This is a genomic window from Novosphingobium sp. TH158, assembly GCF_002855555.1.
Lineage (GTDB): Bacteria > Pseudomonadota > Alphaproteobacteria > Sphingomonadales > Sphingomonadaceae > Novosphingobium.
Window position 1 is genome coordinate 1,629,917 of sequence record NZ_PKRT01000001.1, and the last position, 21,884, is coordinate 1,651,800.

The 21,884-nt window shown below is 64.7% G+C and carries 24 protein-coding genes; 9 read left to right on the forward strand and 15 right to left on the reverse strand.

Features of this window, described 5'->3' with window-relative positions:
• Nucleotides 1–6: 6 nt before the first annotated feature.
• Nucleotides 7–741, reverse strand: coding sequence for a TVP38/TMEM64 family protein (locus tag C0V78_RS08060; RefSeq protein WP_101797247.1), 735 nt, complete (start codon nucleotides 739–741; stop codon nucleotides 7–9).
• Entirely contained in the window at nucleotides 738–1,490 is a 753-nt protein-coding gene (locus tag C0V78_RS08065) for a glycosyltransferase family 2 protein (RefSeq protein WP_101797248.1), read from the reverse strand. Before C0V78_RS08065 ends, C0V78_RS08060 begins: the two co-directional genes overlap by 4 nt.
• A gap of 133 nt (nucleotides 1,491–1,623) precedes the next feature.
• Here C0V78_RS08065 and C0V78_RS14910 point away from each other — a divergent pair, with 133 nt between their 5' ends.
• Nucleotides 1,624–2,904 carry a hypothetical protein gene (locus C0V78_RS14910; RefSeq protein WP_101797249.1) on the forward strand — a complete coding sequence of 427 codons (1,281 nt, stop codon included), beginning with the start codon at nucleotides 1,624–1,626 and terminating at the stop codon, nucleotides 2,902–2,904.
• Nucleotides 2,904–4,169 carry a glycosyltransferase 87 family protein gene (locus C0V78_RS08075; protein ID WP_101797250.1) on the forward strand — a complete coding sequence of 422 codons (1,266 nt, stop codon included), beginning with the start codon at nucleotides 2,904–2,906 and terminating at the stop codon, nucleotides 4,167–4,169. The genes C0V78_RS14910 and C0V78_RS08075 overlap by 1 nt, the downstream gene beginning before the upstream one ends.
• Nucleotides 4,170–4,172: 3 nt before the next feature.
• On the opposite strand, the gene hemF is transcribed toward C0V78_RS08075, so the two are convergent.
• Nucleotides 4,173–5,039 (reverse strand): oxygen-dependent coproporphyrinogen oxidase, encoded by an 867-nt coding sequence (gene hemF, locus C0V78_RS08080; protein WP_101797251.1) that lies wholly within the window; start codon nucleotides 5,037–5,039, stop codon nucleotides 4,173–4,175.
• Nucleotides 5,040–5,084: 45 nt separating this feature from the next.
• On the opposite strand from hemF, the gene pdeM reads away from it, so the two are divergent.
• Nucleotides 5,085–5,759 carry a ligase-associated DNA damage response endonuclease PdeM gene (gene pdeM / locus C0V78_RS08085; protein WP_101797252.1) on the forward strand — a complete coding sequence of 225 codons (675 nt, stop codon included), beginning with the start codon at nucleotides 5,085–5,087 and terminating at the stop codon, nucleotides 5,757–5,759.
• 78 nt (nucleotides 5,760–5,837) lie between these two features.
• On the opposite strand, the gene C0V78_RS08090 is transcribed toward pdeM, so the two are convergent.
• Nucleotides 5,838–8,546 carry a TonB-dependent receptor gene (locus C0V78_RS08090; RefSeq protein ID WP_101797253.1) on the reverse strand — a complete coding sequence of 903 codons (2,709 nt, stop codon included), beginning with the start codon at nucleotides 8,544–8,546 and terminating at the stop codon, nucleotides 5,838–5,840.
• 196 nt (nucleotides 8,547–8,742) lie between these two features.
• The gene (locus C0V78_RS08095; RefSeq protein ID WP_101797254.1) at nucleotides 8,743–8,973 is read right to left on the reverse strand and encodes a hypothetical protein; all 231 of its coding nucleotides are present in this window, start codon (nucleotides 8,971–8,973) and stop codon (nucleotides 8,743–8,745) included.
• Between C0V78_RS08095 and C0V78_RS08100 the strand changes: the two genes are divergently transcribed.
• The 4 genes from C0V78_RS08100 (at nucleotide 8,896) to C0V78_RS08115 (ending at nucleotide 11,713) form a co-directional block, all read left to right on the forward strand.
• Nucleotides 8,896–9,840, forward strand: a complete 945-nt coding sequence (locus tag C0V78_RS08100) for a cation diffusion facilitator family transporter (RefSeq protein ID WP_254049856.1) — start codon at nucleotides 8,896–8,898, stop codon at nucleotides 9,838–9,840. The two genes, C0V78_RS08095 and C0V78_RS08100, sit on opposite strands and share 78 nt — an antisense overlap.
• Entirely contained in the window at nucleotides 9,837–10,385 is a 549-nt protein-coding gene (locus C0V78_RS08105; protein WP_371514429.1) for a sigma-70 family RNA polymerase sigma factor, read from the forward strand. Before C0V78_RS08100 ends, C0V78_RS08105 begins: the two co-directional genes overlap by 4 nt.
• Entirely contained in the window at nucleotides 10,382–11,077 is a 696-nt protein-coding gene (locus C0V78_RS08110) for an anti-sigma factor domain-containing protein (protein WP_158241511.1), read from the forward strand. The genes C0V78_RS08105 and C0V78_RS08110 overlap by 4 nt, the downstream gene beginning before the upstream one ends.
• Before the next feature lie 78 nt (nucleotides 11,078–11,155).
• A complete protein-coding gene (locus C0V78_RS08115; protein ID WP_101797257.1) occupies nucleotides 11,156–11,713 on the forward strand; it encodes a fasciclin domain-containing protein in 558 nt (185 codons plus the stop codon).
• A gap of 128 nt (nucleotides 11,714–11,841) precedes the next feature.
• Here C0V78_RS08115 and C0V78_RS08120 read toward each other — a convergent pair whose 3' ends face one another.
• The 3 genes from C0V78_RS08120 to clpP form a co-directional block, all read right to left on the reverse strand.
• On the reverse strand, nucleotides 11,842–12,714 hold the full coding sequence (locus C0V78_RS08120; protein WP_101797258.1) for a VOC family protein: 873 nt from the start codon (nucleotides 12,712–12,714) through the stop codon (nucleotides 11,842–11,844).
• Nucleotides 12,715–12,813: 99 nt separating this feature from the next.
• Nucleotides 12,814–14,070, reverse strand: coding sequence for an ATP-dependent Clp protease ATP-binding subunit ClpX (gene clpX, locus C0V78_RS08125; RefSeq protein WP_101797259.1), 1,257 nt, complete (start codon nucleotides 14,068–14,070; stop codon nucleotides 12,814–12,816).
• Nucleotides 14,071–14,231: 161 nt separating this feature from the next.
• Nucleotides 14,232–14,924, reverse strand: coding sequence for an ATP-dependent Clp endopeptidase proteolytic subunit ClpP (gene clpP, locus C0V78_RS08130; protein WP_101797260.1), 693 nt, complete (start codon nucleotides 14,922–14,924; stop codon nucleotides 14,232–14,234).
• A 141-nt stretch (nucleotides 14,925–15,065) separates the two neighbouring features.
• On the opposite strand from clpP, the gene C0V78_RS08135 reads away from it, so the two are divergent.
• Nucleotides 15,066–16,556, forward strand: a complete 1,491-nt coding sequence (locus C0V78_RS08135) for an amidase (RefSeq protein WP_254049857.1) — start codon at nucleotides 15,066–15,068, stop codon at nucleotides 16,554–16,556.
• A gap of 9 nt (nucleotides 16,557–16,565) precedes the next feature.
• Here C0V78_RS08135 and C0V78_RS08140 read toward each other — a convergent pair whose 3' ends face one another.
• Together C0V78_RS08140 and C0V78_RS08145 are read right to left on the reverse strand one after the other, a co-directional pair.
• Entirely contained in the window at nucleotides 16,566–17,231 is a 666-nt protein-coding gene (locus C0V78_RS08140) for a peptidylprolyl isomerase (protein ID WP_101797261.1), read from the reverse strand.
• Between the two features lie 44 nt (nucleotides 17,232–17,275).
• Nucleotides 17,276–17,800: a helix-turn-helix domain-containing protein gene (locus C0V78_RS08145; RefSeq protein WP_173843364.1), complete on the reverse strand. Its 525-nt coding sequence runs from the start codon at nucleotides 17,798–17,800 to the stop codon at nucleotides 17,276–17,278.
• A gap of 143 nt (nucleotides 17,801–17,943) precedes the next feature.
• Here C0V78_RS08145 and C0V78_RS08150 point away from each other — a divergent pair, with 143 nt between their 5' ends.
• Nucleotides 17,944–18,261 (forward strand): hypothetical protein, encoded by a 318-nt coding sequence (locus tag C0V78_RS08150; protein ID WP_101797262.1) that lies wholly within the window; start codon nucleotides 17,944–17,946, stop codon nucleotides 18,259–18,261.
• A 13-nt stretch (nucleotides 18,262–18,274) separates the two neighbouring features.
• Here C0V78_RS08150 and C0V78_RS08155 read toward each other — a convergent pair whose 3' ends face one another.
• The 5 genes from C0V78_RS08155 to C0V78_RS08175 form a co-directional block, all read right to left on the reverse strand.
• Nucleotides 18,275–18,901: an HAD family phosphatase gene (locus C0V78_RS08155; protein WP_254049858.1), complete on the reverse strand. Its 627-nt coding sequence runs from the start codon at nucleotides 18,899–18,901 to the stop codon at nucleotides 18,275–18,277.
• A gap of 95 nt (nucleotides 18,902–18,996) precedes the next feature.
• Nucleotides 18,997–19,122, reverse strand: a complete 126-nt coding sequence (gene ykgO / locus C0V78_RS08160) for a type B 50S ribosomal protein L36 (RefSeq protein ID WP_003046794.1) — start codon at nucleotides 19,120–19,122, stop codon at nucleotides 18,997–18,999.
• 108 nt (nucleotides 19,123–19,230) lie between these two features.
• Complete coding sequence (locus C0V78_RS08165; RefSeq protein WP_101797264.1) at nucleotides 19,231–20,619, reverse strand: DUF2142 domain-containing protein; 1,389 nt, start codon at nucleotides 20,617–20,619, stop codon at nucleotides 19,231–19,233.
• Complete coding sequence (locus C0V78_RS08170; protein WP_101797265.1) at nucleotides 20,612–20,971, reverse strand: hypothetical protein; 360 nt, start codon at nucleotides 20,969–20,971, stop codon at nucleotides 20,612–20,614. The genes C0V78_RS08165 and C0V78_RS08170 overlap by 8 nt, the downstream gene beginning before the upstream one ends.
• On the reverse strand, nucleotides 20,968–21,714 hold the full coding sequence (locus C0V78_RS08175; protein WP_144039858.1) for a class I SAM-dependent methyltransferase: 747 nt from the start codon (nucleotides 21,712–21,714) through the stop codon (nucleotides 20,968–20,970). The genes C0V78_RS08170 and C0V78_RS08175 overlap by 4 nt, the downstream gene beginning before the upstream one ends.
• Nucleotides 21,715–21,884: the final 170 nt, after the last annotated feature.

Genomic DNA, 21,884 nt, shown 5'->3' on the forward strand with positions numbered 1-21,884 from the left:
GAAACGTCAGTTTTCTTCACGTCGCTTCGTTTCGGATGCAGAAGCGCCACCACCCGAGATGCGACGCACGATCGCGCCGGTGCGCCAGATTACCAGCGCGACGGCAACGAGGCCGACCACGAACAGCGTCCATTGCAGGGGATCGCCGTTGCCGAGGCTGAGGTTCAGCCCTTCACGTCCCATCGCGCCCAGCGCCACGAAACTGGCCAGCGCCGGCAGCGAGGCCAGCGTGCCAAGCAGGAAATCGCGCTGCCTGATCGTCGTCAGGCCCAGCCCATAGGAGGTCAGCGCAAAGGGCATGACCGGGGAAAGCCGCAGCAGCAGCACGAAATGCCAGCCTTCGTGCTCAAGCTCGGCATCAAATTTCTGCGTCCATTCCGTGCGGCCGACCAGCCATTCGACCAGCGGGCGAAGCAGCGAACGCGAAAGCAGGAAGGCCAGCCAGCCGCCCAGCATGGTGAATGCGGCCGAGATGATGAAGCCCCAGACCATGCCGTAGGCGGCACCAGCCATGACCGCCATGACCGAAGCCGGCAGGACACCGCTGGCCGCGATGATCGCCTGACCCATGCCGAAGGCCAGCCAGTTGGTGGCGAAGAAGCCCTCCACCTCGCCGATCATGCGCAGCAGCGCGTGGCGGGTGCCGGGCAGGTAGGCGATCAGCGTTCCCGCCGCGACGACGAGCGCCACCAGGGCGCCGCCCAGGCGCAACAGCCCCAGCCGTCGCGCCGCAGCCATCATCGTCCGGTCTTGGGCTCGAAGATTGCCGGCTTCATCAGGCCCATCTTTGCCAGTCGATAGGTGAGCGCCGTCCCCAGAACGCCGAAGCCATAGATGCAGCTGCGCTTGAAGTTGATCGAGCTCGCTTCCTCGAAATACTTGGTCGGGCAGGAAATTTCGCCGATGCTGAAGCCGAACCAGGTGGTCTGGGCCAGCATCTGGTTATCGAACACGAAATCGTCCGAGCAAGCCTCGAGCGGAAGCTCTTCCAGAACCTTGCGGCTCCAGGCGCGGTAGCCGGTGTGATATTCGCTGACCTTCTGGCCCATGAGCAGGTTCTGCGCGAAGGTCAGGCAGCGGTTGGCGATGTATTTGTAGAGCGGCATCCCGCCCTTCAGCGCCCCGGTGCCGAGGATGCGGCTGGCGAGCACGGCGTCGAACTGGTCGGACGCAATCATGCTGGCCATCGCCGTGACCAGGCGCGGCGTGTACTGGTAATCGGGGTGCAGCATGACGATGATGTCTGCCCCGCGTTCGAGCGCGGCGGCATAGCAGGTCTTCTGGTTGCCGCCGTAGCCGCGGTTCTTCTCGTGCACCAGCGTATGGATGCCAAGGCTGCGCGAAACCTCCTTGGTATCATCGCGGCTGGCATCGTCGGTCAGGATCACGTCATCGACGATATCGAAGGGGATCTCGTCATAAGTCTGCTTGAGCGTCAGCGCCGCATTGTAGGCGGGCAGCACCACTGCCACCCGGCGACCGTTAATCATGCTGCTTCTTCGAACCCCCTCTGCGCGGACAAGGGCTGATCCCTAGAGTCGGGGATTCGCCCGTCAACTGCTATTTACGCTCAAAGGGGCGCGTGACATAGCGGAGGCTCACGAAAAGGGTGGCCTTTGACCGGTGCAGAGTGAATCGAAAAGGCGGGCGATTCCGCCACTTGTCGCGCTGATCGCCTTTGTCGCGCTTGGCCTGCTCTATGTGCTGGCAAGCTGGCCCACCTATCGTCAGGTGCTGGGCATCTGGGGCGTGCGTGCCTGGCCCTGGCCGTTCCTGGATACCGATACCGTGCTGTCTGCCGTGCGCTGCCTGCGCAAGGGCGCAGACGTCTATGCCATCAACCCCTGCGATCCGCTGCTGCGCACCTATGGCTATTCGCCCTTGTGGATGGTGATGGCCTACCTGCCCGTTACCAAGGCTTGGATTCCTTGGATCGGCAGCCTGTTCAGCCTGATGTTCATCGCCTCGCTCTGGCTGCTGCCTGCCGGCCGCAACCGCGAGGCAGTGGTGCTGATCGTGCTTGGCGTGCTGTCCAGCGCGACCCTGCTGGCGGTGGAACGCGGCAACAATGATCTGGTCAATTTCGCGCTGGTTGCCGGCATGGCGGTGCTGATGGGCCGTCCGGCCGGTGCGCGGCTGTGGGGCTATGCCCTGGGCCTGCTCGCCGGGCTGCTCAAGTTCTATCCCCTGCTGGTCATGGCTTCTGCCCTCCGCGAAAAACCCGGCCGCTTCTTCGCGATTGCCGCCGCCTCGATTGCCGTGACGGTATTCGCCGCAGCCGTCACCTGGCACGATCTTTCGCGCGCACTGGCGATCGTGCCGACCGGATCGCCAATCTATGAAATGTTCGGCGCCCCCAATATGGGCAAGGGGCTGGTGATCCTGCTCGGCTGGCCGGAATGGACCGCCGGCGCGGTTCGGCTGGCGCTTACCGCCGCGGCCCTCGCAGCGGGCTTGTGGGTTGGCCTGCGCCCGGCAACTGCCGCGGCCATGGAAAACCTGACCCAGCGCGAGCGGGATTTCCTGCTGATCGGCGCGCTGATGGTCATGGGCTGCTTCTTCACCTCGCAGAACATTTCCTACCGCACGATCAACCTGCTGCTTGTCCTGCCCGCGCTCACCGCCTTGCGCGCCACCTCGGCCCCGTCGGCGCTGCGCGCCATGACCTGGGTGGCGCTCGGCCTGCTCTGGGAACAGCTCCTGTTCCGCTGGGTACAGGCCATAGCCGCAACCATCGGCGGTGCAGCCGAACCGCTCATCGAATTCGGCCTGGGCTGGTTCGGGCGCGAACTGGCTTGGTGGTGGCTCGTCACCATGCTCGTGGCTTGTGCCACCGCCGTGGTGCGCCCGATGCCGATGTGGCAGGCGGTGTTCTCCCGTTCCCTCACAGCAAAGGCAGCCTGATGTCCGCGTTTCTCCGTCGCCATGCACCGGCGCTTGCCTGCTGCCTGCTCGTCGCCTTTTTCGTCGCGACCTACCATGGTGCCTATACGACCTATCGCAGCGTGAACCTGGCCTTCGGCAACAAGGCCTACTGGTTCCCCTTCCTCGATACCGACACGGTCCTTTCCGCCGTGCGCTGCCTGCGCGCCGACGTGGACGCCTATGTGTTCAACCCCTGCGATCCGCAGCTTCGCGTCTTCACCTATTCGCCCTTGTGGATGGGGCTGACCGCCCTGCCAATTACCGAAGCCTGGCTGCCGTGGATGGGCATGGCCTGGGTGCTCGGCTATCTGGGCGCGCTGTTCCTGCTGCCCGAAGCGCGCAGCAGGGGCGCAGCCCTGGCCATGATCGCCGCCACCTGCTCCAGCGTCAGCGTCTACGCGATGGAGCGCGGCAACAACGATATCGTCATCTTCGCACTGGTCTCGCTCGCCGCAGTGCTGTTCGCCCGCCAGCGCAAGGTGCAATGGATCGGCTATGCGCTGGTGCTGGCCGCAGGCCTGCTGAAATACTATCCGCTTGGCGCAATGGTAGTAGCCTTGCGCGAAAGGCCGCGCCGCTTTCTGGGCATCGCCGCGCTATCGGTAGCTATCACCCTGCTGGCAATCTACATCACCTGGGCCGATCTGGTCCGCGTGCTGAAGTCCATTCCGGTGGGCCAGTTCTATACCGACATGTTCGGATCGGAATCGGTGGGGCGGACACTGGTCGAACTGTTCGGCCTGCCCAAATGGGTCCATCCCGTCACCCGCGCCGCACTCTCGTTCGCGGCGGTGGCCGTGGGACTATGGCTCGGCCTCAAGGGCCGGATTTCCAGCGATGTCGCGCGCCTGACCGATCGGGAACGCTCATTCCTGCTGCTCGGATCGCTGATGACCTGCCTGTGCTATTTCTCGGCCCAGAACATCGGCTACCGCGCGATCAACCTGATCCTGGTCCTGCCCGCCATAACCGCGCTGGCCGTGGTGACCGGACGGCGCGGCTATCGCTGGCTGGCCGCCGCCGTCATCGTGCTGCTGTGGACCGGGGCATGGCGCTATTTCTGGGAAGACAGCGTCATGGCCGGCGTCGGGCTTTACGAACCCAAGCGCTATGTCGCGCTGTTCGTGCGCGATGCGCTGTGGTGGGCGGTGATCCCGGTGCTGATCGGGGCCATTGTCGCGCTGCTGCGCGACGGCCCGATCCCGCAGGCCGTGCTCAAGCCGCTGGGCCTCGCGCGGGGCTGAAGCCTATTCCCAGACCGCTTCGGGCGGCAAGCTCATCAGGATGGCGTCGATATTGCCGCCAGTCTTGAGGCCGAACAGCGTGCCGCGATCGTAGACGAGGTTGAACTCTGCATAGCGCCCGCGCCAGGCGAGCTGCTGGCGCTTGTCTTCAGCCGAGAATTCCATGCCCATGCGGCGGCGCACCAGTTGCGGGAAGATCGAGAGGAAAGCGCGGCCGACATCCTGCGTGAAGGCAAAGTTGCGTTCCCATGCCGCCTCGTCCTCGCATTCCAGGTGATCGTAGAAGATCCCGCCTACACCGCGATGGACCTTGCGGTGCGGGATGTAGAAATAATCGTCCGCCCACTTCTTGTAGCGTTCGTAATAGGTGGGATTGTGCCGCGCGCAGGCGGCGCGGAACTCGGCGTGGAAATCCTCGGTATCCTCGGCATAGGGAAGCGGGGGGTTAAGGTCTGCCCCGCCGCCGAACCACGCCTTGGTCGTCGTCAGGAAGCGCGTGTTCATGTGAACCGCCGGGACGTGCGGGTTGGCCATGTGCGCGACCAGGCTGATGCCCGTGGCGGAAAAGGCGTTGTTTTCTGCCGAGGCGCCGTTGATCGTTGCGGCAAAGTCCTTCTGCAGGCCGCCGCTCACGGTGGAGATGTTCACGCCAACCTTCTCGAACACCTTGCCCTTCATCAGGCCGCGAGTGCCGCCGCCGGTATCGCCCCCGCCTTCGCCTTCAACCTCGGCGCGCTTCCACGGATCGTACTGGAAGCTGGCGTCTGAACCGGCCTCGCGTTCGATCGCCTCGAACTCGGCACAGATGGCGTTGCGCAGCTCCTCGAACCAGGCGGAGGCACGGGCGGTGTAGGGGGTCCAGTCGGTCATACGGCTGCGCTTGCCAAATGCCGCCGCGCGGGGCAAGGAAAAGCCATGGTTCCCTTTTCGTTCGCGGGTGAGGAATGGCGCTTCCTGCGGTCGGGCGCGCTGTTCTGGCCGCGCGAGAACGCGCTGCTGGTGGCCGACCTGCACCTTGAGAAGGGCAGTTTTTTCGCCCGCTTCGGGCAGATGATCCCGCCCTATGACAGCCGCGAGACGCTGGAGCGACTGGCGATCGCGATCAGGGAAAGCGGCGCGCGCCGGGTCATCTGCCTTGGCGATTCGTTCCACGACGCCCGCGGCGCAGACCGGCTGGAACCCTATGCCGCCGGGATGCTCTCCGCCCTGACGCGGGTGGCGGACTGGCTGTGGATCACCGGCAACCACGATGAAGGGCTTTCCCCGCGGCACGGCGGCACCCTTGCGCAAGAGGCGGTGATCGGCGGGGTGATCCTGCGCCACCAGGCCCGGCGCGGAGAATGCGGGGCGGAGCTATCCGGCCACTTCCATCCACGCCTGCGCCTGTCGGTGCGCGGTCGGAACATCGTGCGCGCTTGTGCCGTGGCCAGCGAGAACCGCTTGGTCCTGCCCGCATTCGGGGCCTTTACCGGTGGCATGGACGCCGCTGACCCGGAGATCCTGGCCGCCCTGCAACCGGCGCGCACCATCCGCGCCCTGCTGGCAACACAGGGCAAGGTCGCGGAATTTCCGCTCTGGGCTGCGGCCTGATCCAACCGCTGGCTGCCGGGACAAAAAAGAAGGGGCGCCGAAGCGCCCCTTCCCGTTTCCTGACTGTTCCGCCTTCGATCAGAAAGCGAAGACCAGCGTGCCGCTGACCGTGCGCGGAGCGCCGATCTGGACGTTCGGCACGGAACCGTAGACCGAGAGACCGGCCGGCACGTTGAAGCACGTATTCGACGAGCTGCTCGAAGTGGCCGAGCAGAAGGTCTGGTTCTGGTTCAGGTTGCCGCCGAAACCGCCGACGTAGAACTGGTCGAACAGGTTGTAGACGTTCAGCTGGAAGTAGGTCTTGTCATTGAGGCCCATGAACGAAAGGTTCACGCGAGCGTCAAGGTTGACCAGCCAGTAAGCGGCGGCCGTGGCTTCATAGACCTTGGTTGCGCTGGGAACACCGGTCGGAGCAGCGCAGACCGTTGCCGAGCTGCAGTTCTTCGCGCCGTTGGCGATAAAGGTGCCGGTGTAGATCGCCTCGTTGGTGTCGTAGATGTAGCGTTCACCCGTGCGCTTGGCAGTGATGCCAAGCTCGACCGGGCCGAGCGTGCCGCGAGCGGTGACGCCAAAGGTGTACTTCGGAGCACCGGCTTCGCGCTTGCCAGCGGTCAGCGCATAGATCGGCGTGCCATCCAGGTTTTCGCCGATTGCCAGGTTATTCTTGATCTTCGACTTCAGGATCGAACCGAAGGCGTAGAAGGTCAGGGCCTCGACAGGCTGCCAGGCGATGGAGCCGTCGATACCGTACTTCTCGACATTGCCGAGGTTGCGATAGACGGTCTGGTTGATTTCCGGATCGTAAGCCGAAGCGGTACGGTTCTTGAACTCGTTATAGAAGCCCGACAGCTGCGCCTGGATGTTGCCCGAACGATAACGGACACCCAGATCGAAGTTGTTGGTCGTTTCGGGCTTCGGACGCGCATTCGGCGTGTTCAGCGGGAAGTAGAACGCGTTGTACAGGTTGTCGGTACCGGGCACCGAAAGCCCCTGGCTGAAGTTGCCGAACAGGCTGACTTCATCCATCAGGCGGTAGGTGAAACCGGCGCTCGGCAGCAGCTTCTTGTAGTTGTAGATGCGGTTCTGCGGCGGAGCCCAGCCGGTGACCGAAATCGCACCCGTCGTTGCGTTGACGCTCGACGAATAGGGGTTCAGCGTCTGCGCCGTGGTGGCAAGAGCCGTGTTGGTGCTGAAGCATTCAACGAAACCGCTGGCCGAGCTGGTGAAGCAGTTGTTCGTCAGGTCGCGCTTGAAGAACGGCATGCGCGCGCCAACCGTCACGACCAGGCTGTTGTCGAAGTATTCACCGCGGTATTCGGCCGAAACCTGGTGCAGGATGGCGAACGACAGACGATCACGCTTCTGCAGGGGGGCACCGCTCGAATCCTTGTCCGGGTTGTTGACCGGGAACACGTCAAGCGGCGTGCCGTTGCCCATCAGGCCAATGGTTTCGCCGGTCTGGCGGTGACGGGCACGGTCCCAGGTGTAGTTGAGACGCAGGGTGTGCGCATCATCCATGTCATAGCGAAGGCCGGCAATGACGCCATAGCGCTTGGTCTGGGTCTGGCTGGGCGCGATCACCAGTACGGTGTCGAGCGAGTCGCCATCGCCGTTGATGTCGCGGCCATAGTAGGGCGAGCCGCCGAGATAGCCGACTGCATTGTTGGTGCCCGAGGTGGGATCGATGTCACGCGTACCTTCGCGTGCGCTTACCGTGCCCCCGCCGTTGGCCTTCACGTACTGGAAGCTCGGATCGACCGTCAGCACCAGGTTGTCCGCGAGCGTGAAGCGCGAGGTGATGCGGATGTTGCCGGTGTTCGACGGGTTGAAGCGGCGATCGTATTCCGAACCGCAGGTGGTGGCAGCATCGGCCACGCCGCGCACGCCCGGCTGGATCGTGCAGGGCCAGTTGATCAGGTACTTGCGCTCGCTGGCGTTCTTGGGGAAGCGCTGGCTCGAAAGCGAGCCGACGGTACGGCCGGCATCAAGGCGCAGCGGCAGCGAACCGAAGAAGTTGGTGCGGTTCTGGTTGTAGTGGCCGGCGATTGAGACGAAATCGTCACCTGCAAGCGGGATGTACAGCCGGGCGTTGTACTGCTGCTTGTCGACCTTGCCGTAGTTGTTGAACGGGTTGTCGTTGCGGGCCATCGAGGCCGAAACGAAGGCGCGGATGCCGCCCGGGGTCAGGTCGCCGGTTTCGATCTTGCCGAACATGCGCATGAAGTCGAACTGGCCGGCCGAACCGGAAAGCATGGCGCCGAAATCGCGATCGGGCTTCTTGGTGCGGTAGTTGACCGTACCGCCGGCTGCCGAAGCGGTCGGGCTGTCGACGTCGGTGGTGCCGAGGTTGACGTTGACCTGCTCGATCAGTTCGGGATCGATCTGCTGGTTCGAGTAGATGGCGTAGTTGCCCGAGTCATTCAGCGGAACACCGTCGAAGGTCAGGCTGACGCGATCAGCAGCAAAGCCGCGGATGTTCAGCGTACCGCCCGACGAACCGTAGGCGTCGTTGTTCTGGAACGAGACGCCCGGAACCTGGTTGATCGTATCCAGGATGGTCTGGCCGGGGTTCTGGCGCTGGATGTTTTCCGAGGTCAGCACGGCCTTGGACTTGGCGGTATCCGGAACGGAAACGCCGCCGACTTCCTGGACGCCGCGCGTGCCGGTGACGATGATTTCCTTTTCGAAATCAACCGAGCCGGTCGACTGGGCGTAGACGGGAGTGGCAAGGCCGATTGCAAGCGGAACGCTGGCTGCGCTGACGGCAAGGAAAGACTTGAACTGCATGGTTTTTCAACCCCGGTTGCCCCCCGATATGCCCCAGGGGATGTTGGCGAAAGATGCGTGCCGGAAGTCCCGCGAATCAGCGGATGCTCCCCGGCCCTGCCGGGCTCTTACAAGCACCGGCGCGTCTCCTGAACACCGGAACATGACACCTTGTTGACAGTGCGCCCGCACCCGCCTTTCGCGCCGCAACAAGATTTCATGCGAAACTTTGCTTATGAAATAAAAATGCAGATTTACGCATAAACCCCATGTGCTGGCGGGATTTAGACCATATGGACGCCTGTCGATTCTTGCTGCACTGCGGCAGATGTGCAACGGTTGCGATTGAAACGGAATACCGGGGGAACTTTTGGGCGCGCATCATCATCACGCCGGTGACCACGGCGATCACGACCATGGCCACCCTCATCATGCCCATGGCAGCCATGGCATGGCCTTTGGCCTGGGCGTTGCGCTCAATGCCCTGTTCGTGCTGGTCGAGGCGGGATACGGTTTCCTCTCCGGATCGATGGCGCTGGTGGCCGATGCGGGGCACAACCTGTCGGACGTGCTGGGCCTGCTCATTGCCTGGGGGGCAGACAGCCTTTCCGCCCGGCCGGCTTCCGAACGCTTCACCTATGGCTACAAAAGCTCTTCGATCCTCGCCGCCCTGATCAACTCGGCGCTGCTGACGCTGACCATCGGCGCAATCGGCGCGGAAACGATCCGCCGTTTCTTCAACCCGGAACCTGTTGCGGGGCAGACGATGATGATCGTGGCGGCCATCGGCATCGCGATCAACGTCTTCACCGCCATGCTGTTCCTTAAGGGCAGCCGGCATGACATCAACCTGCGCGGCGCCTTCATTCACATGGTCGGCGATGCGGCGGTATCGGCCGCCGTCGTCGTGGCAGGCCTGCTGATCCTGTGGACCGGGCAGGTATGGATCGACACCTTGACCGGCCTGATCATCGTTGCGGTTATCGGCTGGTCCACCTGGGGCCTCGCGCGCGAGGCGGTGAAGATGGGCCTGCTTGGCGTCCCTGCCCGCATCGACATGGGCACCGTGCGCGCCCTGCTGATGCAGCAGCCGGGCGTGATCGCCGTGCACGATCTTCATGTCTGGCCGATGAGCACGAAGGAAACCGCGCTGACCGCCCACCTGATCATGCCGCAGGGCAGCCCGGGAGATGGCTTTCTCCATGCCCTGGCCGATGATCTGGAACACCGTTTCGGCATCGGCCATGCAACCTTGCAGGTGGAAACCGCCGATGGTCCGTGCCATGCTGCGGCAATGCACGGGCACACCCATTGACGACACGCGAAGACCTTGCCGATGCCATGCGGCGGATCGCGGCGGGGGACCGGCGCGCGCTGGAATTCGTCTATCGCGCCACCTCGGCGAAGCTTTTTGGCATATGCCTGCGTATAGCTGGTGACAGGGGCGAAGCGGAGGACGCCTTGCAGGACGTATATGTCAGCTTGTGGAATGCCGCGGGCCGGTTCGATCCGGCGCGCGCCAGCCCCGTGAGCTGGCTGGCCGTGTTTGCCCGCAACCGCACGATTGACCGGCTGCGCCGCCGCAAGCGCGTCGATGCCAGCGCCCCGATCGAGGCGGCGGCAGACGTTGCCGATGCCAGCCCGCTGGCCGAGGACCGGCTGCTTGCGGGAGAGGAGCGGGCGAAGGTCCACTCCTGCCTTGACCAGCTTGACGAACCGCAGCGCGGCACCATCCGCACCGCCTTTTTCGAGGGCGTAACCTATGCCGAACTGGCCAGCCGGCAAAGCGTGCCGCTGGGCACGGTCAAGTCATGGGTGCGGCGCGGCCTTGCCCGTCTGAAGGCCTGTATCGAAGCATGACCGAGCGCGAACTCCTTGCCGCCGAACTGGCACTGGGCCTGCTGGAAGGCGAAGAACTGCTCACCGCGCACGGGCTGGTCGCCAGCGATGGCGAATTCGCCCGCCTGGTCGAGGACTGGGAGCACCGCCTGGCTCCGCTGCTCGATACGATCGATCCCGTCGCCCCACCGACAGATGTCCTGCAACGCGTGCTCGCCGGCATTGACCGGGCCCCTGAAGCCGGGACGGAAGTCATCGCGCTGCGCCGCAAGGTGCGCCGCCTGCAATGGACGGCGGGCCTTGCCGCCCTGGCCGCAGGCGTTCTGGCGATCGTCACCCTGCCGCCGATGTTCGCGCCCGCCCCCACCGCACCGGCGGCCGCGCCGCTCGTCGCCAGCTTTGCCCTGTCCGGCACCGAATTGCGCCTTGGGGTGACTTACCTGCCAGAGCGCGGCGACCTGCTGATCAATGCCGCAGGCCTTGCCGGAGACGGCGTGCACGATCACGAACTGTGGCTCGTGCCGCCAGAGGGCAAGACGATTTCGCTGGGCATTGTCGCGCCTGACAGATCGGTTCGGCTGCATATTCCGGCAGAGCTTGCCGCGCGCCTGCGTGACGGGGCCGTGCTGGCGCTCACGCGCGAGCCGCTTGGCGGCTCACAGGGCCGCACGCCCGGGCCGATCGTGGCGACCAGCAAATTTTCTTCGACCTGATGCATCCATAGCTCCACCGGCTGCGTAACTCCCCCTGCAAGTCACCCCCAGGCCTTGGTTTTTTGGGGAGTTTCAAGAATGAACCGCAAGTCGATCACTCTCGCCGTCGCCGCGCTTGGCCTCGGTACGCTGGCCGTCGCCAATCCCGCGATTGCCGGGATGCACGGCAAGCATCACGCCGCTGCGCCTGCCAAGTCGATCGTCGAAACGGCCGTTGCTTCGGCCGACCACACCACGCTGGTTGCCGCAGTCAAGGCAGCCGGCCTTGTCGATACGCTGGCCAGCCCTGGCCCCTTCACCGTCTTTGCCCCCACTAACGATGCCTTCGCCAAGCTGCCTGCCGGCACGGTGGACACGCTGCTGAAGCCGGAAAACAAGGCGCAGCTGGGCAAGGTGCTGACCTATCATGTCGTCTCGGGCAAGGTGATGTCCGCCGATCTGGTCAAGATGATCCGCGCCGGCGGCGGCAAGGCCGAGTTCTCGACCGTGCAGGGCCAGAAGCTGACTGCCCGCCTGAAGGGCAAGCGCATCGAGATCACCGATGCCAACGGTGGCAAGACTCACGTTACCAAGGCCGATCTCAAGCAGTCGAACGGCGTGATCCACGTCACCAACGGCGTGTTCCTGCCCGCCTGACGCAAGACCCCTGCGCTGCACGCCCTCACACGCAGCGCCGCGCTCCGCCCCCTGCCTCCCCTATCCCGGGGACGGAGCGCAGTCCCTGACTGAGGGCCGCAAGGAACATGCGGCCCTCCCTTTTTTGGCTAGTCTTCCGCAATTGCCGGGCGGGCGACGAATTCGTGCCGCGCGCCAAGGAAGTCATCGGGATCGATGGCGAAACCGGCGGAGACGCAGCCCTCGCCTGTCACGCGCAACTGGCACTTGCCCTCGAAGTGGGCGCGCGCCTGCCCGGGATCCTCGACCTGCCAGACGAGCGCGTAAATGCCGTTTTGCACCTTTGACAGGAAGGCGCCGAGCGCGCCTTCATCCGGCGCATCGGGCTGGATGAAGGCCACCCGCGTATCGCCAAGCCGGATGAGAGCCCGGCGGGCGGGCTGTGGCAGCTCCGTCCGGCGATCATCAAGCACTTCGCCGTCGCACAGGCCGGTGAAGAAGTGCAGCGCCTTGTCAACATCGGGCACGACGCAGGCAATGTGATCGAGCCGCAGCACGCCCGATGCGTGGCCCTGCCCTATCTCCGGCCCCCAGCCGCGCCGGTCATAGGGATCGTTGGGCATCGGCACTTCGCAGACTTCCAGCAGCACGCCGCCCGTGCCCTCGGGCTTCACGAAGAAGAAGAAGCCATAGTCGCTGGCCGTCACCGCGCCGCCATCGCGGAAGGCCTGGCTTGCCGCCTTGCCGTCTGCAACCTTGATCTCGAACGAATGGAATGCCTGCCCGATCTTAGCCGCCATGCGGGCGAAAGGCTTGGTCAGGTCTTCGGGATGGCGCGGGGCCATCGGCTCGACCATGTGATTGGTGACATAGAGCAGCGCCGCATCGCGGTCCTCTGCCGGGAAGTAATTCTCGGCGAACACCAGCCCGCCGAGCACGTCCTGGTAGAGCGTGCGGCACTTGTAGATATCGGTCGTGGCGTGGATCGTATGGATCACGCGGGATACGGGAATGCGCGTCATCGGGGCAGCGTGGCGGATGGCCGGCGCGCGATCAATCCCGCGCCGTCACGATCCGCTGCTGCGATAGGCCGGACCCGCGCATGGCGGGCCCGGTGGCGATCAGGCCGCCTCTTCCTTGCCCTTGAGCACGCGCACCGGCTCCTTGCGGCCTTCGACCACGTCCTTGTCCACTACGACTTCGGCGATGTCGCTTTCGGTCGGGATATCGAACATGGTGTCGAGCAGCAGGCCCTCGACGATCGAGCGCAGGCCGCGCGCGCCGGTCTTGCGGGCGATCGCCTTGTTGGCGATGGCTTCCAGCGCGTCATCGGTGAAGGTCAGCGTCACATCTTCGAGGTCGAAGAGCTTGGCATACTGCTTGACCAGAGCGTTCTTCGGCTCGCGGAGGATCTTGACCAGCGCTTCGATATCGAGGTCTTCCAGCGTGGCGATGACCGGCAGGCGGCCGACGAATTCGGGGATGAGGCCGAACTTCAGCAGGTCTTCCGGTTCGGCCTTCTGGAGCAGTTCGCCCACCCGGCGCTTGTCGGGATCGGCAACGTGCGCGCCAAAGCCGATCGAGCGCTTCTGCAGGCGATCGGCAATGATCTTGTCGAGGCCCGCAAAGGCACCGCCGCAGATGAACAGGATGTTGGTGGTGTCCACCTGCAGGAATTCCTGCTGCGGATGCTTGCGTCCGCCCTGCGGCGGCACGGAGGCCGTGGTGCCTTCCATGAGCTTGAGCAGCGCCTGCTGCACGCCTTCGCCCGAAACGTCGCGGGTGATCGAGGGGTTTTCGGCCTTGCGGCTGATCTTGTCGATCTCGTCGATGTAGACGATGCCGTGCTGGGCCTTTTCGACGTTGTAGTCGCTGGCCTGAAGCAGCTTGAGGATGATGTTTTCCACGTCCTCGCCCACGTAGCCCGCTTCGGTCAGCGTGGTGGCGTCGGCCATGGTGAAGGGCACGTCGAAAGTCTTGGCGAGGGTCTGGGCAAGCAGGGTCTTGCCCGAGCCGGTGGGCCCGACGAGCAGGATGTTGGACTTCTGCAGTTCCACATCGCCGCCCTTGCCGCTGTGCTTCAGGCGCTTGTAGTGATTGTGAACGGCAACCGAGAGCACGCGCTTGGCGCGGTCCTGGCCGATGACGTAATCGTTCAGCGTTTCGAAGATGTCCTTCGGGCTGGGAACGCCGCCGTCCTTCTTGCCGGCAATGCCTGCCTTGGTTTCTTCGCGAATGATATCGTTGCACAGCTCGACGCATTCATCGCAGATGAACACCGTCGGGCCCGCGATGAGCTTCCTCACCTCGTGCTGGCTCTTCCCGCAGAAACTGCAGTAAAGCGTGCTTTTCGCGTCGGATCCGCTCAATTTCGTCATTCGTCTTCCTGTCACGCCCCGCGATTTGGACCCCGGGGGAATCGCCCGAGTCTAGCCCCGGCCCACGCAGAATCAATCCCGCCCCTTAGCAGGATTAGCTTTCAAAGGGCTGAAAACCGTGGTGGCGTTTGCCTTAACCACGGCTCAATCCCCCGGAAACCTTATTCGGGGGCGCCGCCGGAGCCGCTCTGGTCACCAACCGTGTCGCTGTCGGGCCGGCTTTCGAACACCTTGTCCACAAGGCCGAATTCGCGCGCTTCATCGGCATCGAGCCAGGTATCGCGATCGACCGCTTCGTTGATCGTCTCGATCGGCTTGCCGGTGTACTTGGCGTAGCATTCGTTCAGCCGCTTGCGCAGGCGCAGGATTTCGCGCGCCTGGATCTCGATGTCGCTGGCCATGCCGCGTGCGCCGCCCGAAGGCTGGTGGATCATGATGCGCGCGTTGGGCAGCGCGATGCGCATGCCCGGCTCGCCTGCGGCAAGCAGGAACGAGCCCATCGAGCAGGCCTGGCCGATGCACACGGTGGAAACGCGCGGGCGGATGTACTGCATGGTATCGTGGATCGCGAGACCCGCCGTGACCACGCCGCCGGGCGAATTGATGTACATCGAGATGTCCTTCGAGGGATTCTCGCTTTCGAGGAACAGCAGCTGGGCGACGATCAGCGAGGCCATGTGGTCTTCCACCTCGCCGGTGATGAAGACGATGCGCTCACGCAGCAGGCGCGAATAGATATCGAAACTGCGTTCGCCGCGGCTGGTCTGCTCGACCACCATGGGCACCAGAGCGCCGGTGATCGGGTCCACGGAGAATTTGCCCTGCGCGCCGGGCTGGTTGAACAGGTCGATCATGAAGTCCCTCTTGAAATTGTCGCGCCTATGTCGCCCCTGCAGGACCGATGTTCAAGGGCATTAACCCTCTCAAAACCGATTCATCGACGCTTGCTTCTGACTGCGCTTGGCGACAGCCTGATGGCAATAGGGGTTTTTGCCATGAATCGACTGCCAATCCTGATTTTGCCGGTGATGCTTGCCGCCTGCGGTTCCATCCCGAAGCCCGATCTCACCTCCGCGCCGGCCACCGCCTCGGGCTATGTCCAGCGGATCGATGCGCTCGACGATCAGGGGCCGCAAATCAATGCGGTGATCGCCATCAATCCCACCGCGCTGCGCGATGCTGCCAAGGCGCAAGCGCTGCCCGGCCCGCTTGCCGGCAAGACCGTTCTGGTGAAGGATAACATCGAGACGGCAGACCCGATGCCAACCACGGTGGGCAGCCTTGCCCTGAAGGACAATGTTACCGGCCGCGATGCCCCGCTGGTCGCCAGGCTGCGTGCGGCCGGCGTGGTCATTCTGGGCAAGACCAACCTTTCCGAATGGGCGAATATCCGCGGCAGCCGCTCGTCCTCCGGGTGGTCGGGCGTTGGCGGGCAGACGAAGAATCCCCATGCGATTGACCGCAGCCCCTGCGGATCGTCCTCAGGCAGCGGCGCGGCCGTCGCGGCCGGCTTTGCCTGGGCGGCCATCGGAACAGAGACCGACGGTTCGATCACCTGCCCTGCCAGCGCCAACGGGGTGGTTGGCTTCAAGCCGACGGTCGGGCTTGTCTCGCGTCGCCACATCGCCCCCATCAGCCACAGCCAGGACACCGGCGGCCCGATGGCCAACACGGTCCGCGATGCCGCCCTGCTGCTGGCAGCCATGGCCGGCAGCGACAGTGGCGACCCCGCCACCCAGCGCGCCGACCTGCACGTTCAGGACTTTGCCGAGGGCATCGATACCGCCAGCCTGAGCGGCAAGCGCATCGGCGTGATGCGCCGGGGCGTGGGCAACCATCCCGGTGTCACCGCCCTGTTCGATGCGGCACTGGCAGACCTCAAGCGCGCAGGGGCCACGCTGGTCGATATCGACTGGGAGCCGGACGGGCAGATGTACCGGGATGAAAGCCTGGTCCTGCGCTGGGAGCTCAAGCGCGACCTTACCGCCTGGCTCAAGTCGCTGCCCGGCAACCCGCCGGTCCGCAGCCTTGCCGACGTGATCGCCTGGGACAAGGCGAACGCGGCCTCGGAACTGCGCTGGTTCGGGCAGGACACGTTCGAGGCAGCCGAACGGCTGACGGACGAGGCCGCCTATCGCAAGGCGCGGGAGAATTCCCTGCGGATGGCAGGCAAGGAAGGCATCGACATGCTGCTTGCCCGCCACAACGTGAACCTGCTGGTTTTCCCCACGGAAGGCCCGGCATGGGCGATCGACCTGATCACCGGCGGCAGCTCGCTCCCCGGCATCGGCATGGGCAGCCTGCCTGCCATCGCCGGCTATCCGCACCTTTCGGTGCCGATGGGCGCTGTCGAGGGCCTGCCGGTAGGCCTCTCCATCGTTGCCGGTCAATGGGCTGACAAGGCTGTGCTGGATGCAGGCGCTGCCTATGAACGCGCGCGGACCAGCCCGCTCGCCAAGCCCGGTTTCAAGCGTTGGGGCGAATAGCCGCTGCCGCTATTTCACTGCGGGAGGAGCGACGGTCAGCGGCACGCGGCGGACGGTGAGAATGCGGACCGGCGGCTCCAGCATCTGGCCCTTCATCGATCCCTGACCGCGCGTCGGGCTGGTAGGAGAATCGAAGATCCTGCGCACCACGTCCATCCCACCGGTGACCCGGCCGAAAACCGCATAGCCCGCCTGCTGGTCCGGGTTCGTCGCCTTTGGATCGGCATCGAGTGAAGTCAGGTCGGAAAGCAGGATCGAAAAGTCCGCCGTGCCTGTCCCGGGCGCATTCCGGGCAAGCGAAACGGCACCCGCCTTGTGGCTGAGGCCGGTCTGGCTGGTCGGCTCATGCACCACGGGCTTGAGCACGCGCTTCGGGTCCATCTGCAGACCGCCCTGGATCAGCCCGTTGGGCGGCGTACCCCAGGCCAGCTTCATGGCGCGGTAGAAGTTCGTGTTGTCGAGCCGGCGCTGGTCGACATAGCGCAGGATGTTCTCGACCGTCATGGGCGCGTGCTTGTGATCCAGCTCGATCTCGATGCTGCCCATTGTCGTCGCAATGGCAATTTTCACCGTATCGGCCACCGGCGCGGGCGCGGGCGACTTCCTGGGTGCAGGGGCAGCGGCGGTAAGCGCCAGCAGGAATGGCGCAGCGAGCAGGACGAATCGGCGGTTCATGGCGCAGGATGATGCCTGCGCCGCTCGCAAGGGCAAGGCGCTTTTCAGCCGATCATGTCTTCGTGCCAGCCCGGCAGGTCCTGCGCCGAAGGGCCGACACAGGGCTGGTCGGGCTTGCCCAGATCGGCCTTGTCGAACCAGCGCAGGTCTTCATGCGACAGCACCCGGCCATCGTGGGCAAGGACGCTGATCGGCTGGATCGGCAGTCCATCGCGCTTGTCGACAAGCACCGGGTTGGAAGGCACGCCAAGGCCATATTTCTCGCCCCACTGGCGCAGGGCAAGCATGGCCGGAAGCAGGTCCATGCCCTTGTCCGTCAGGCGATAAAGCACCTTGCGGCGATCGTCTTCCATCTGCTGGCGCTGGAGAATGCCGTTTTCCACCAGCCGACCGAGCCGGTTGGACAGGATGTTGCGGGCAATGCCCGTGGCGGCAAGGAAATCTTCGAAGTGGTGCACGCCATTGAGGGCGGCGCGCAGGATCATGAAGCTCCACCTTTCGCCCATCGCCTCAAGCGCCAGCGGCAAGCCGCAATCCTGATCGTCCAGCGGTTCGCGAAGCTTTCCCATGGGGCTTTCTAGCGCATCGCCGCAATCTTGCGACAATTTTTCCAAAATGAGTTGCATATCGCAACTAAACTTTATAGGTGGCGATTCGCAACTTAAATTGCGGCACCCGCCCCCCGGGGCCGTCCGCAACAGGAGATTTCCCCATGAAAACCGCACTTTCGCGGGCCCTTCCGCTTGCCTTGCTGCCGCTTGCGCTTTCGCTGACCCCCGTCACCGCTCACGCTGCCAGTGGCGGCGTCAACGTCGCCACGCTGGCGCAGCCGCTTGCAGCGCCGAAGCAGGAAATCATCGGTGAAGTGCTGTGGAAGTGTGCGGGTGACCGCTGCATCGCCGCAAATGCCGGTTCCCGCCCGGCCATGGTGTGCCAGCGCGTGGCGAAGAAGTTCGGCGCAGTGGCGCGCTTCACCGCCGCAGGAACCGAGCTTTCCGCTGCCGACCTTGCCAAGTGCAACGGCAAGTAGGCCGATCCGGCTGCTAGCCGATCAGACCCCTCGAGCGCAGGTCCTCGCGCAAGCCCTCTGCCCCCCCGGTGAAGTGATGGACCTGCCAGCCCAGGCGCGCCGCCGACTCGATGTTGGCGGCGTTGTCGTCAATGAACAGCATGGCTTCGCCCGGCAGGCCAAAGCGCTGCTCGGCCAGGCGGTAAATCGCCGGATCGGGCTTGGCGAGTTTCTCGTCGCCGGACACCACGATGTCGCGGAAATGATCGAAAACCGGCCAGCCGGCGCGGAACGTCGGCCAGAACTCCGCGCCGAAATTGGTGATGGCGAACAGGGGCATGCCGCCTGCCGCCAATGCCTCGACAATCTCGAGGCTGCCGGGAACCGGGCCGGGGATCGATTCGGCAAAGCGCGTGGCATAGGCATCGATCAGGTGCGCATGGTCAGGGTATTGCGCCTTGCGCGCCGGCACCATCTCGGCCAGCGGCACGCCCTCGTCATGCTGGAAGTGCCATTCCGGCGTCACGACGGTGGTGCAGAACCATTCCAGCTCGGCGGGATCAGCGATCAGCTTGGCGAAAAGGTGGCGCAGGTCCCACTCGAACAGCACCCGCCCGACATCGAATACGACCGCTTCGATCCTGCTTTGAGAACCTGCCAACCCGCCCACTCCAGACATGACAGCGGCCCGCGCTCCAGCGGAGGCGGGCCGTTGAGAAACCGGCCGGGGCAATACCCCGGCTCAACCAGCGGCAATCAGCCCTGGCGCGCCTTGAAGCGACGGTTGGTCTTGTTGATCACATAGGTGCGGCCACGGCGGCGGATCACGCGGTTGTCCCGGTGGCGGTCCTTGAGCGACTTCAGGCTGTTGCGAATCTTCATGGTTTCCTCGGCGGCGGGCCGGTGCCCGCAGAATTGAAGTGGGGCCGTTAGTGGCAGGCTGGCACAGAGTCAAGGCGGCTAACGCCCCAACCGCGCCTCTCGCTGGCTTCAGGCATAGAAAGCCTGCACGATTGCCGTCAGGCTTGCCGCATTGGCCAGGACCATGGCCAGGGCCACCATGCGCGCCGCACCCGCCTGCGGTTGGCTGCGAGAGCGCAGGAAAGCAAGCCCGACGGGCAGCAGCAATGGAATGAAATAGCGGCCCTGCAAGCCTTCGATCCGTTCCGCGCCAAGCGGCGTGGCGGCCAGGAACATGGCAAGGGCCAGCAGGATCACTATGCCGCCACACACCGCCAGTGACCACAGCCGCCACGGCCGGGACAGATCGCCTGCCCGCGCATCGCCAGCCCACAGCGCAATGCCCAGCCCGATAATGAAGGCCAGCATGGCCGGCATGACCGGCCCGACCGTCAGCCAGCCGAACTGGAACAGTCTGCCCAGCAGGATCGCAAGTCCGCCAAGGTCGAAAGTCCGGGCCAAGGCCATCGGAAAGGATGCGGGGTGTTCGATCATGAAGCGGGCTTGCTCACCCGGCGAGGGCATTCCCACCATCATCGGCACGGCCAGCCCGGCATTGAGCGCCAGCCAGCCCCCCAGCAGTACGGCCGCAGCCAGCCCGGCCAGCAGCGGGGCCAGCGCGATCCGCAGCCCGCCGGATTGCCGCCGCAGGAACAGGCCAAGCCCGACAAGCGGCAGGTAGATCATCTTGGAAAGCGTCACCAGAACGGTCAGGACCATGGCGAGCCGGCCACTGCCCCAGCTCCAGCTCCCGCCGATGACTGCCTTCAGGCACAGCGCCACCAGCCAGGCCGAAGCACCGATCACCAGCCCGTCCTGCCCCAGCGACCCGGCGCAGGCGGCGGTCATCGGCAGCAGGGCAACGACAAGCAGCAGCAGGCGGCCGACCGGAAGGGCCTGCATGGCAGCGCGCAGCAGCAGGAAGGCAAGCGCGGCGTTCAGCAGGCGGCCGAGCCGGACGATGTTCTCCACCGACAGGCCCAGCGCCTGCCCGATCCATACGCCAAGCACCTGCGGCACATAGCCGGCCGGGCTGTAGCTGACCGATCCCAGGAAGTTGGCGAAGGGCCATGGCTCACCGGATGCGACGGGAGTGGCGCGCGAAAGCCGCTCGTCCCAGCCCGATTGCGGTGCCGAACGGAATGGCAGGTGCGGCTCGGCCGAACCCAGCTCCGCCTCTGCCGCGCGGACCAGGCCGGGAGCAATTTCTCCGCCCGAGGCATTGCCGCGCCGCTCGCCGATCAGGTCGAAGGATGCAAGCTGCCACGCGCGGAACAGGTGCTGGTGCTCGTCCGGCGTCTGCAGGGGCGGCGTCAGCAGCGCGTAAAGCGCGAAAAGCAGCGGCGCGATCCAGCCGAACAGCCGCAGCGGATCGGCTCCGACCTGGCGCTCCCCCACCCTGTCGGCAGCCTCAGGCACGCGCGGTAACGATCACGCCTGCGACGATCAGTGCAGCGCCAAGCGCATAGGTCAGGTTCAGGCGCTCGGCAAAAAGCAGCGCGGCGATGATCGGCACGATGACGAAGCCCAGCGCGGCAAAAGGATAGGCGCGGCTGAGCGGCACGGTTTGCAGGATGTAGATCCACAGCAGGGTGCCTGCACCATAGAGCGCCAGCGCCAGCCAGAAGCCGGGCATCGCGACCAGCGAGAAGAGGCCACCAACCGTACCACCCGTCTGGCCCAGTTTCAGCGCGGAGGCCTTGAACAGCGCCTGCCCCGCCGCCAGCAGAGCGGAAAAGCCCAGCAGGGCCGCGATCTGCTGCCCGGTCATGCGCCCTCTCCCGCCGATTCCGCCAGAATCCTGCGCGCAAGGTCCAGCCGGGGCTCGCGCGCTTCGAGGTATGTGTAGAAGCTCAGGTGACCGGACGGCAGCGGGAAACGCGCGGTCCGGACATCGGCAAACAGGTGCGACACCACTTTCAGGATCTCCTGCGCCGAGTTGACGTGTTCGTGGCGCATGACCTTCCCGTAATCGAGGCCGGTGCGCAGGAAATAGGCAAGACCGGTGGAGAACCGCCAGCCAAGCCACCACAGCAGGCCGCCTTCGCTGGGGATGCCGGCCTGGAACACGCCTCCCTCGTCAAGCAGCAGCGCCGAGCGGGCAAGATCGCGCGGCAGGTCCGTCAGGTGTTCGAGCACGGCGATCGAGATGACCCGCGCATAGCGGTTGGCCGGGGGAACATCATGGACCGAGGCGTAGGAAGCGCGCACGCGGGACAGTTCGGGCTTGCCTTCGAACAGCGAGACGAACGGCTCGACAATATCATAGGTGGCGGCATTCGGCTCGAACCTCAGGTGGTTCAGCGTTCCGGCCCCCAGTTCCAGTACGGGATCGCCGGATACCGATGCCACCTTGCGGTGCATCCACTGTTCAAGCTTCTGCGCGGCACCATCGACTGCAGTCGTACCTTCGCGGTTGATCTTGTACTGCTCGGCATAGACGCGCTGGTATTCCTCGGGCAGCGGCGCACGCTCGCGCGGATAGCTGGCCAGAAGGTGCGAAATGTCCGTCACTGCCACCAACTGCCTGCCCCCACGCCCCAACGGTTACGGAACTGTCCATAGCAATGGTTTGCCTGCCAATTCCATACCGGTGACGCCGAAATCCGGAAATGACGGGCTGTGCCCGGGCCGCGGGCGCTCCATGCTTAGCAATTAATTAACCATGGACGCCGAAAGCTGGA

Bases quoted from the DNA above. Each gene is read 5' to 3' on its own strand.
- hemF (WP_101797251.1), bottom strand. From the start codon at position 5,039: ATGACCGACTGGACCCCCTACACCGCCCGTGCCTCCGCCTGGTTCGAG.
- C0V78_RS08065 (WP_101797248.1), bottom strand. From the start codon at position 1,490: ATGATTAACGGTCGCCGGGTGGCAGTGGTGCTGCCCGCCTACAATGCG.
- C0V78_RS08120 (WP_101797258.1), bottom strand. From the start codon at position 12,714: ATGACGCGCATTCCCGTATCCCGCGTGATCCATACGATCCACGCCACG.
- C0V78_RS08060 (WP_101797247.1), bottom strand. From the start codon at position 741: ATGATGGCTGCGGCGCGACGGCTGGGGCTGTTGCGCCTGGGCGGCGCC.
- C0V78_RS08140 (WP_101797261.1), bottom strand. From the start codon at position 17,231: ATGAACCGCCGATTCGTCCTGCTCGCTGCGCCATTCCTGCTGGCGCTT.
- clpP (WP_101797260.1), bottom strand. From the start codon at position 14,924: ATGATCGACCTGTTCAACCAGCCCGGCGCGCAGGGCAAATTCTCCGTG.
- C0V78_RS08170 (WP_101797265.1), bottom strand. From the start codon at position 20,971: ATGACCGGGCAGCAGATCGCGGCCCTGCTGGGCTTTTCCGCTCTGCTG.
- C0V78_RS08075 (WP_101797250.1), top strand. From the start codon at position 2,904: ATGTCCGCGTTTCTCCGTCGCCATGCACCGGCGCTTGCCTGCTGCCTG.
- C0V78_RS08090 (WP_101797253.1), bottom strand. From the start codon at position 8,546: ATGCAGTTCAAGTCTTTCCTTGCCGTCAGCGCAGCCAGCGTTCCGCTT.
- C0V78_RS08145 (WP_173843364.1), bottom strand. From the start codon at position 17,800: ATGGGAAAGCTTCGCGAACCGCTGGACGATCAGGATTGCGGCTTGCCG.
- C0V78_RS08135 (WP_254049857.1), top strand. From the start codon at position 15,066: ATGAATCGACTGCCAATCCTGATTTTGCCGGTGATGCTTGCCGCCTGC.
- pdeM (WP_101797252.1), top strand. From the start codon at position 5,085: ATGGTTCCCTTTTCGTTCGCGGGTGAGGAATGGCGCTTCCTGCGGTCG.
- C0V78_RS08115 (WP_101797257.1), top strand. From the start codon at position 11,156: ATGAACCGCAAGTCGATCACTCTCGCCGTCGCCGCGCTTGGCCTCGGT.
- ykgO (WP_003046794.1), bottom strand. From the start codon at position 19,122: ATGAAGATTCGCAACAGCCTGAAGTCGCTCAAGGACCGCCACCGGGAC.
- clpX (WP_101797259.1), bottom strand. From the start codon at position 14,070: ATGACGAAATTGAGCGGATCCGACGCGAAAAGCACGCTTTACTGCAGT.
- C0V78_RS08095 (WP_101797254.1), bottom strand. From the start codon at position 8,973: ATGGCTGCCATGGGCATGATGAGGGTGGCCATGGTCGTGATCGCCGTG.
- C0V78_RS08150 (WP_101797262.1), top strand. From the start codon at position 17,944: ATGAAAACCGCACTTTCGCGGGCCCTTCCGCTTGCCTTGCTGCCGCTT.
- C0V78_RS08110 (WP_158241511.1), top strand. From the start codon at position 10,382: ATGACCGAGCGCGAACTCCTTGCCGCCGAACTGGCACTGGGCCTGCTG.